Raw genomic sequence first — 7,166 nt, forward strand, 5'->3', positions numbered from 1 at the left:
GGGGAACAGGCCCCGCCCCTACGCTGTTCCAGCTTCCTATCCTGCATTCATGAAATACGCTCCTCTCCTACTGCTCTTGCTGCTGACCGCCTGCGGTTCTGATAAGACTGCTGAGCCAGTTGAAACTGCCGCGCCTGCTCCGCCGCCCAGTCCCGACGAAGTGCGCCTTAACTTGGCCCAGGAAAAGGCTGCGGGGGTGGAAACCGGTGGTTTTGTCTGGAAAAACATGACTTCTGATGTACAGGCCAACGGTGTAATCGACGTGCCACCTCAGAGCATGGCCGCCATTTCGGCCATCATGGGCGGCTACGTGCAGAGCGTGGCCGTGCTGCCCGGCCAGCGCATTGCCAAAGGCGGCACCGTGGCCGTACTCCGCCACCCCGATTACATTCAGCTGCAGCAGCAATACCTACAGAGCAAGGCCCGGGTGCAGTTTCTGACTCAGGAACTGGACCGGCAGAAGATCCTCGATGCCGAGGACGTGGGGGCCAAGCGCAAACTCCAGCAGGCCCGCGCCGACTACGCCTCCGAGCAGGCCACCTTACGCGCCACCACAGCCCAGCTGCGGCTGCTGGGCGTACCCATGGCCCGCCTCAACCGGGGCGACATTACGCCCAGCGTGGCCCTCACCTCTCCTATCGGGGGCTACGTTAAATCGGTGAGCATAAACCCCGGCCAGTACGTGAACCCGCAGGATGTGCTGGTAGAAGTGGTGGACCGCTCCGACCTGCACCTGGAGCTGCAGGTGTTTGAACGTGACATTGCACGGGTAAAAATCGGCCAGCGCATCCTGTTCAAAATCCCCAGCCGCGGCTCCGATGAGGACTTAACGGCGCGAATATTTTTGGTGGGCAAGGCCTTCAACGATGGCCCCCAGCGTACCGTGAGTGTGCATGCCCACCTAGAGCCCGAGCGCGACGACGTGCTGCCCGGTCAGTATGTGGCGGCCCACATCCAAACCGCCGGCCGCCGCCAGTCCACACTACCCGAAGATGCCGTAGTGCAGGCTGGCGAGTTCAGCTATGTCTTCACCCAAACCAAGCCCGGCACCTACCGTCGCTACCGCGTGCAAACCGGCCCCTCCGAAAACGGCGACGTGGCCCTTACCCTGCTCGATACCGGCGCCGACACCACCCGCTTCGTCCGCCACGGCGCCTACTTCCTCGACGCCGAGCTGAAGAAAGGCCAGGAGGAAGAGGAGTAATCAGGTATTAGTGGTTAGTCGAAAACCCACAATGTCATTCAGAGCGAAGCGAAGAATCTCGCATGAGTCGTTGAACGTGCGCCCGTTCAACGACTCATGCGAGATTCTTCGCTTCGCTCTAAATAGCGTTCTGTGTTTGGTCTCTAGTTTCCCTTCTCCTGCCGTAACTGCTGCAGCTCGCGCTCCAGGTCGAGGGTACGGAACATGATTTTGGCTTCCAGGTCGGAATAAGCGCGCTCCAGTTGCTCCTGTAGCTCTTTCTGGTCTGTAACGTCGGTATTGGTACCGCACCACCGGACGATGTGGCCGGCTTCGTTGCGGATGGGCTGCGCCCGGCTTAGAAACCAACGGTATTCGCCATCGTGGCGGCGGAGCGGAAAAGTGTCTTCCCACGCATCGTGACCCTCGGTAACGGCCTTGCGGAAACCAGCCGTAACGCGCTCTACCTGCTCCGGATGATGAACTTTCTGCCAGTTCCAGCCCTGCATCTGCTCCAGCGTAGTACCGGTAAAGTCGAACCAGCGCTGGTTGTACCAGAAGATACTGCCCGCCTCATCGGCCATCCAGGCCAGTTGCGGAATAGTATCGGCCAGCGTAGTAAAATCCTGCTCCCGCTTCCGTAGCGCCAGCTCCTGCATCTTCTGGTCGTGGATGTCGGTACAGGTACCAAACCACTTGGTAATGCGGCCGGCCTCATCGTGCACGGGCAGGGCCTGGCCCAAAAACCAGCGGTAGTCGCCTTCTTTGCTTTTGAAACGGTACTCGATTTCGTAGAACTCGCCGGTTTCGAGCGAGTGCTGCCAGCGTTTTGAGGCCCGCTGCCGGTCATCGGAATACAATAGATTGTTCCACATCTCGTCGCCTACGCTATCTTCCAGCGTGTAGCCCGTGTAATCAATCCAGCGCTGGTTGAAATAGGTATGATAGCCGCTGGGGTCGGTAGTCCACACAAGTTGCGGGATAAGTTCGGCCAGAAAGCTGAAGTCGGCGGGCGTAGGGCGAAGAGTGGCGGAAGCCATGGGCAGGCGAGCGAAAAACGGACGAAAAACTTACGGCTGGGTGAGCTGCATTTCCATTCCAGACTGGAAATACAGATTCAGATGGCTCTCCGAGCCAGTACGCGAACGGCGCAGCCGCGTTACGAGGGCGCGGGTCTGCTCATGGCCCAACTCCAGGGTCAGGTAAGGCCGATTCAGTAACTCGTCGCGCTGCACCATCCAACTGCCCTGGTCTGATTGTCCCGGTCCCTCTATCTGCACCCGGCCTGGCTGTAGCGCCAGCTGCTCGGCGCAGGCCATTAGGCTGGCCGGATCGGTTTGGTTGAGCACCCGGCTAGACACCCGCCACACGCCCGTCAGGAACTCGTCGGGCAACTGTTGCAGGTTCACATCAAACAGGGATTGGGACATAGAATGCAGATAATTGTGCAACCGACAGCACAGCAAATAAAAGGCCGTGCTGGCCTAAAAAGACCACTTCACATAAATATAATATGGCTGCGCAGCTAACCTATCTGAACAGTAAGCTACTGTGCTGCAGAAAATATACAACAGAAAAAAAGCTCCCCGGCATTGGCCAAGGAGCTTTTCTAAAAATCAGTCGCGGCTACTGAGAGCCAACACGACACTTGAACGCAGAGGAGGAGGGATTCGAACCCCCGGAGGTGTAACCCTCAACGGTTTTCAAGACCGTCGCAATCGACCACTCTGCCACTCCTCTAAAAACTAAAAGTGAAGAATTAAAAATATCGTCTCGGAGTCGGCACAAATGCTTATCCCGAAATTTTCAATTCTTCACTTCCGTTTATCACCTTTAAAAAGCAGAGAAGGGGGGATTCGAACCCCCGATACCGTTGCCGGTATAACGGTTTTCGAAACCGTCGCATTCGACCACTCTGCCACCTCTCTGTAAAGGCCCAAACACGGCGGTTTGGGATGGCAAAAGTAAAGACGATTTGGAAACGAACAAGGCGTAGAGCGAAATTTTTCTTTCGACAGGTCCTACTCAACTCACAATCAAGCCTTAATTGTTTCAGCATCGGGCCGGCGGCGGCGCGAAAAAAAGCCCGGCCGGCTGAATCCCCCCGTCACGGCATCAATGCTCACGTTCACCTCGAAGCCCAGAATCAGGGTCATACACACGAAATCGAGCCACACCATAAAGCCTACCAGTGTACCTACCGAGCCGTAGAAATGGTTGTAGCTGTCGAAAATTTTGACGTAGAGGATGAAAAGAAACGATACCAGGAAGATGAGCAGCGTGGCAACAATAGCCCCTACCGACACGAATGGCCATTTATCGTGTACAGGTGGCACGTAATAGTAAATCAGGCTGGTCGTGAGCAGGAACAGAAATATCACTGAGCCATAGCGCAGCACAGCCGTCATCTGGTCGTTGAGGGCCTCGGGTACAATTTCGCGGTACACCAGCGTGTCGATGATGTAGGTGCCAAAGAATATACCGGTAACGGCTATCAGCAGCACTGCCGCCAGCACTATGGTAAGCAAGGTGGCAATTACGCGCTTGCGGATGTAGGTGCGTTTTTTAAAGCTGGGGTATTTTTTCTCGAAGGCGTCGAGCAGGGCCATGATGCCGTTGGAACTGAGCACCAGCGCCGTGGCAAAACCGAATGAGAGCAGCCCACCTTGCTGAATGGTCACGACGTCCTCGATGGTACCTGATACGGCCCGGTACATCTCCTTCGGAATCAGGTCGGAGAGAAACTGCAGGATATCTTCGTCGAGGTGAGGTATCGGAATCCAGGGGATGAGCGTGAACAAGAAAATGATGGTGGGGAAGATGGCGATGGTGAAGTTGAAAGCCATGTAGCTGGCCCGCTTAGCAATACCATCGAGCTTGATTTCCTGTAGCAGCTGTACTACCACATCGTAGACGGAGGCCCGGCCACGGGCAAACCGCAGCCGCTTCAGCCACACAATAAAGCGGCGGTACGAGCGGCGGCGCTGCACATCGGGCAAATGGTACCGGCGCACGGGAAACTTCATTTACAGAAGTGAGAAACGAGAGGTGAGAAGTTAGGAAGTTAAGGAAATTGACCGGCAACCCGATTTAAAACCTTCCTAACTCAGAAATGCAGCTGGTGCTGGCGCGTCCGTTGGCGTGGCGGGAGGCGTAAGCGGACTGGCAGTTTCGTCGTCGGAGAAATAAGGGGCCAGCTTAGCGGCAATATCGGCCGGTATGGGCACAGGGCGGCCGGTGGTCATGCTCGCGAATACCATCAGTGTGTGCCCTTCGGTTAGTAGCACCTGGGCCTCGTTGTAAATCTCGTATTCGAACAGAATGCGGGTGCCCTCGGGCGGCTGACGCAGCAACAGACGCACCGTCAGCAGGTCGTCGTAGCGGGCGGGCCGACGGAAACGGGTCCGGATTTCGCCCACCGGCATACCCACCCCCTCGGCCTCCAATGCTTTGTAGCTGATGCCCAGCTGCCGGAAAGCCTCCGTGCGGCAGACTTCGAAATAGGCCGCGTAATTGCCGTGGTACACGTAGCCCATCTGGTCGGTTTCGGCGTACCGCACGCGGATGTTGGTGTCGGATTGATACATCTTTACTGCTTACAAATTGGTGCTTGGCAGATAATACTCGATAGTTAGCAGCCGTACGCAGACAAGTGCTCGCTACGCACTAGCCACTCTGCATAAAGCAACAGTTACTACTTCATAATGCCGGCGCGGCTGAGGGCGGCCTGGTAGCGGCGGGCGTTGACGAGGTGCTCTTGCTCGTTGCGAGCAAAGGCATGGTAGCCGCTGAAGTCTTCCTTGGCGCAGAAATACAGATAGCTGTGCTCCTCGGGGTTCAGCACGGCATCAATGCTGGCAATGCTGGGCAGGTTGATGGGACCGGGCGGCAGGCCACCGTACTTGTAGGTGTTATAGGGCGAATCCTTCACTAAGTGCTTGTTAAGCACGCGCTTAATGGTGAAATCCTGATTGGCAAACACCACCGTGGGGTCAGCCTGCAGCTTCATGCCCCGCTTGAGGCGATTGAGGTACACACCTGCGACCCGGGGACGCTCGTCGGCGTGCTGCTGCTGCTCGGCCTCTACAATAGAAGCCAGCACGCTTACTTCGGACCGACTCAGGCCCAACGCTTTACGCTTGGTGTCGCGGGCGGGTGTCCAGAACTTTTCGTGCTCCTTCTTCATGCGCTGCATGAGGTTTTCGGCCGAGGTATTCCAGGCCAGGTCGTAGGTGTTCGGGACGAACATAGTGAGAATGCTCAACGTGTCGAAACCCAGGCTTTTGGTGTAGGCCGGCGAACTGAGCAGTGAGTCGAACTTGGCGGCAGGGGCATCAATGGCTTCGCCCAGGCGGCGGGCCAGGTCCTGGCGCAGACGCAGGCTTTGGAACGTGAGGCGCAGCGGCAGGCGGTTGCGGCCAGTGCGCAGGTCGCCGATGAGCTGGCGGTTGGTGTAGCCGTTTTTAAGCTCGTAGCGGCCGGGCTTCACCAACTGATCGTACTTCATAACGCGGGCCACAAAGCGCAAACTAAGCCGGTCGACTACCACGCCGCTGGCCTCAATCGAGTCGAGCACCTGTCGGCTGGTGTAGCCGGGGCGCACCGTCACGTAGGTGGACCGGCCCTTGGTTTCAATATTGGCCTCGAAGAAAACCTGGTAGAAATAATAGGAAAAAGTAATGAGAATGAGGCCAAAGAAACCGGTCAGGTAAGCAAAACGCGTACGCCGACGGTCAGCGGCGGCTTTGTACTCTTCAATACGGGAGGTAGCCATGTAGCGGAACGGGGGTTAAAACAGTGGTAACATATCCGGGGCCGTTTACGTGTTGCAACCTACGCCTCTAAACTGATACCTTTAGGATTCAAAAGTACACGTTCTGTTTCTTCACCCTTCAATTTATTGTACCATGCAACACGCTTACACTCCTTCTAACCGGTTCCGCTCGCTGCTGGGCTTGGCCTTGGGCTTGGCTGCTACCGCCGCCACCGCTCAAACCGTTACACCTGTCAGCTTCAACGGCACAACGGTTTATAACCAGAATTTTGATGTTATGGGCGCGACTGGTGTGGCTTACCCCGCCGGTTGGGGTGCCGTACGCCTCAGCGGCTCCGGGGCCGCCAACACGCCCCTCGACCTAACCACCACTACGGGCGACGCCGTTTCGGGCGGGGTATACAACGTAGGTGCCACCAACGACCCTGACCGGGCACTCGGCTCCATTGGTTCCGGCACCACGGTACCCGCGTTCGGTGCAGCTTTTACTAACGGCAGCGGCGCGGCCATTAGCAGCCTCACGCTTGCGTTCCGCACCGAGCAATGGAAGTCGGGCTCTAATGTTGACGTAGTAGAACTATTGGCGTTCGAATACAGCCTCGATGCAACCAGCCTGTCTACCGGAACCTGGACGGCCGTGACTGCCCTCAACGCAGTGGAAGTAGCCAACGCCAACATATCAGGTACTCCGCTTGATGGTAACGCCGCCGCCAATTCGGCCAACGTGACTGCCGGCATTACGGGCCTAAGCTGGGGAGCCGGCCAGACTATGTGGATTCGCTACAAGGACGCCAACGACTTTGGTACCGATGCACTGCTGGCCATTGATAACTTCTCGTTGCGCAGCGGCACCACCACCAGCAGCAGCTCGGCTAAATTGGTCGGCAACGTACTGGTATACCCCAACCCGGCTACCGATCAGTTGACGATTCGCGTGGCTGGCCGCGCCACCAAGGCAGCCGTAACGGTAACCGACCTGATGGGCCGCACCGTGCTGAAGGGCACGGCCGCCGCCGATGGCACTTTCAGCCTGCGTAGCCTGCCCGCCGGCAACTACATGGTGCTGGTGCTGGATGGCAATACCCAGACTTCGCACAAAGTGAGCAAGCAGTAAAGCGGTTAACTGTTGCCGGATAGTTTTGCGTCCAGCACCCTGCTGGCAACAGGCCTCTGACAGCTGATTTTCGAGAACGAGCCCCGGCCCAACCG

At 57.2% G+C, this 7,166-nt stretch carries 7 protein-coding genes and 2 tRNA genes; 2 read left to right on the plus strand and 7 right to left on the minus strand.

Annotation, left to right across the window (positions count from 1 at the left end):
• The first annotated feature begins 49 nt into the window (after window positions 1-49).
• Window positions 50-1,204, plus strand: coding sequence for an efflux RND transporter periplasmic adaptor subunit (locus HW556_RS17520; protein ID WP_176901419.1), 1,155 nt, complete (start codon window positions 50-52; stop codon window positions 1,202-1,204).
• A 143-nt stretch (window positions 1,205-1,347) separates the two neighbouring features.
• Here HW556_RS17520 and HW556_RS17525 read toward each other — a convergent pair whose 3' ends face one another.
• From HW556_RS17525 to mltG, 7 genes are all read right to left on the minus strand, one after another.
• Entirely contained in the window at window positions 1,348-2,223 is an 876-nt protein-coding gene (locus tag HW556_RS17525) for a PAS domain-containing protein (protein WP_176901420.1), read from the minus strand.
• Window positions 2,224-2,253: 30 nt separating this feature from the next.
• On the minus strand, window positions 2,254-2,613 hold the full coding sequence (locus HW556_RS17530; RefSeq protein ID WP_176901421.1) for a hypothetical protein: 360 nt from the start codon (window positions 2,611-2,613) through the stop codon (window positions 2,254-2,256).
• Window positions 2,614-2,838: 225 nt separating this feature from the next.
• A tRNA-Ser gene (locus HW556_RS17535) sits at window positions 2,839-2,923 on the minus strand.
• Window positions 2,924-3,024: 101 nt separating this feature from the next.
• A tRNA-Ser gene (locus HW556_RS17540) sits at window positions 3,025-3,111 on the minus strand.
• A gap of 108 nt (window positions 3,112-3,219) precedes the next feature.
• Window positions 3,220-4,209, minus strand: coding sequence for a YihY/virulence factor BrkB family protein (locus tag HW556_RS17545; protein ID WP_176901422.1), 990 nt, complete (start codon window positions 4,207-4,209; stop codon window positions 3,220-3,222).
• A gap of 75 nt (window positions 4,210-4,284) precedes the next feature.
• Entirely contained in the window at window positions 4,285-4,770 is a 486-nt protein-coding gene (locus tag HW556_RS17550) for an acyl-CoA thioesterase (RefSeq protein ID WP_176901423.1), read from the minus strand.
• Between the two features lie 107 nt (window positions 4,771-4,877).
• A complete protein-coding gene (gene mltG / locus HW556_RS17555; RefSeq protein WP_176901424.1) occupies window positions 4,878-5,957 on the minus strand; it encodes an endolytic transglycosylase MltG in 1,080 nt (359 codons plus the stop codon).
• A gap of 133 nt (window positions 5,958-6,090) precedes the next feature.
• Here mltG and HW556_RS17560 point away from each other — a divergent pair, with 133 nt between their 5' ends.
• A complete protein-coding gene (locus HW556_RS17560) occupies window positions 6,091-7,071 on the plus strand; it encodes a T9SS type A sorting domain-containing protein (protein ID WP_176901425.1) in 981 nt (326 codons plus the stop codon).
• Window positions 7,072-7,166: the final 95 nt, after the last annotated feature.

It is taken from the genome of Hymenobacter terrestris (assembly GCF_013377905.1).
In the GTDB taxonomy this organism is placed as follows: domain Bacteria; phylum Bacteroidota; class Bacteroidia; order Cytophagales; family Hymenobacteraceae; genus Hymenobacter; species Hymenobacter terrestris.